The organism is Kurthia huakuii LAM0618, assembly GCF_000505545.1.
Taxonomy (GTDB): Bacteria; Bacillota; Bacilli; order Bacillales_A; family Planococcaceae; genus Kurthia; species Kurthia huakuii.
In genome coordinates, this window is sequence record NZ_AYTB01000049.1 from 1 (window position 1) to 2,025 (window position 2,025).

Sequence of the window (2,025 nt, forward strand, 5' to 3'; positions counted from 1 at the left end):
CGCTAATACCGATAATGCACCCTTATGCGAATTTGCAAAAAGAGGTTTAATGTCAATTAATAAATAAATTATTAACTAAAAAAGAGGTAGAAACCATCATATACTAGCTGCTGTCTCTTAATTTGCATTTATCTGTTAAAAATACATTGAAAAATCACATTATTATTCCTATAGTTAATAGTAGATTATTCATTAAGGGGTGTTATGATGCGCAAATCAAAACTAATTGTTTCTTTAAGTGCAGCACTATTATTAGCTACTGCGCCATTCGCAGCTACAGCGTTAGAGGCTGATGCGAAAACAGTGGACAAAATGGTACCAGTACAATTTTTAGGGATGAATGATTTACATGGCTACATTGATGGCAATAACAAAAAAGATCCAATTGGTGCGCCAATTGGTGGCATGGCGTCACTTGCTTATCATTTTGAACAAGAAAAAGCGGCTTTTGCGAAAGCAAATAAATTAAAATCAACGAAAACGAATTCATTAGCGATTCAAGAAGGTGACCTTGTTGGTGGTTCTCCCGCAATTTCAGGCTTGTTACAAGATGAACCAGTGATGAATATTGTGAATGCGATGAATTTCTCTGTTGGTGCTTTAGGGAATCACGAATTTGATGAAGGAATTTCTGAATTTCAACGTCTTTTAAAAGGTGGCGCACCGATTAAAAATGTGACGCAAAACTATGAATTAGTTAAAGATTACAACTATAGCGCAACGAAAATGGACGTATTATCTGCGAATATTAATGATAAGAAAACGAACAAATTACTGAAGGGCTTTAAACCATATGTTATTAAAAATATCGATGGTGTGAAAGTAGCCTTTATCGGCGTCGTGACACCGAGCATTAAAGATGTTGTGCTAGCAGAGCATACAAAAGATATTGAAATTGTAGACCCTGGTAAAGCAGTGGCAAAATATACGAAAGAATTACGCAAAAAAGGCGTCAATGCCATTACGGTCGTAGCACATGCTTCTGTCGCACCTAACAAAGAGGCTAATTCTTCAATCACGACACAACAAGAAGATGACTTATCAGGTGAAGTAATCGATATGCTAAAAACGGTGAATAAAGTAGATCCGAAAAACTCAATTGATGTAGTATTTGGTGGTCATAATCATGCATATGCCAATGATACATACAAAAAAGTGCGTATCGTGCAAGCGCACAATTACGGTGAAGCATACTCTGTAGTAAACGGGAAATTAAGCAAAAAAACAAAAGATTTCGTCGCAACACCTACTGCGACAATTAAATATAATTACACACAACCAGAAGCAATCATCAATTCGAATAAAGTATCGAAAAAAGTAAATGGTATTGTAACGGAAGCTAAAACAATTGTTGGCAAAGTGATGGACCAACCAATTGCGACAATGGATGTTGAAAGCCTTTCAAAAATCGCGCCAACAAAAGTACATCCGACAGACCAGTACCCTATTGGTGGCTCTGAAGTCGGAAACCTAGTCACAGATGCACAATTAGCTTATGCACGTACAATCGATGCAGGAGTAGATTTCGCCTTTACTAACTCTGGCGGCGTACGTTCAAACTTAAACGGCACTGCAAATGGCGATTCATTTACAATTACGCGTGGCGCAGCGCAAGCCGTACAACCATTTGGTAATACGCTGAATATTATTGAATTAACTGGTGCTCAAGTCAAAGCAGCGATTAATGATCAATTTATCGGTGGCTATGGCTTAGAAATGGCGGGTTTAAACTATACATTTAATGAAAAAGGCGTGGTTGATGTCTTTGTGAATGGTCAAAAAATCGATGAAAGCCGCACATATAAAGCCGTATTAAACGATTTCTTACTTGGCGGGGGCGACAAATTCCCAACATTTATCGGCACAAAAGTAACGCAATATTTAGGTGTAGATACAGATATTTTCATTAACTATATTGAAAAAACAGCGACGCTTAAAAAAGAGGATGTCGCGACATTACGTTTAGAACGCGTACAATAATGACAAGAGGCTAGGACATAACTCGATTTTTAGGAGAAATATAAA

The 2,025-nt window shown here is 37.3% G+C and carries 1 protein-coding gene; it reads left to right on the top strand.

Features of this window, described 5'->3' with window-relative positions; translation table 11 throughout:
* Positions 1-204 precede the first annotated feature (204 nt).
* Positions 205-1,980 carry a bifunctional metallophosphatase/5'-nucleotidase gene (locus V514_RS0118565; RefSeq protein WP_235073608.1) on the top strand — a complete coding sequence of 592 codons (1,776 nt, stop codon included), beginning with the start codon at positions 205-207 and terminating at the stop codon, positions 1,978-1,980.
* The last annotated feature ends 45 nt before the right edge of the window (positions 1,981-2,025 follow it).

Bases quoted from the DNA above. Each gene is read 5' to 3' on its own strand.
- V514_RS0118565 (WP_235073608.1), top strand. From the start codon at position 205: ATGATGCGCAAATCAAAACTAATTGTTTCTTTAAGTGCAGCACTATTA.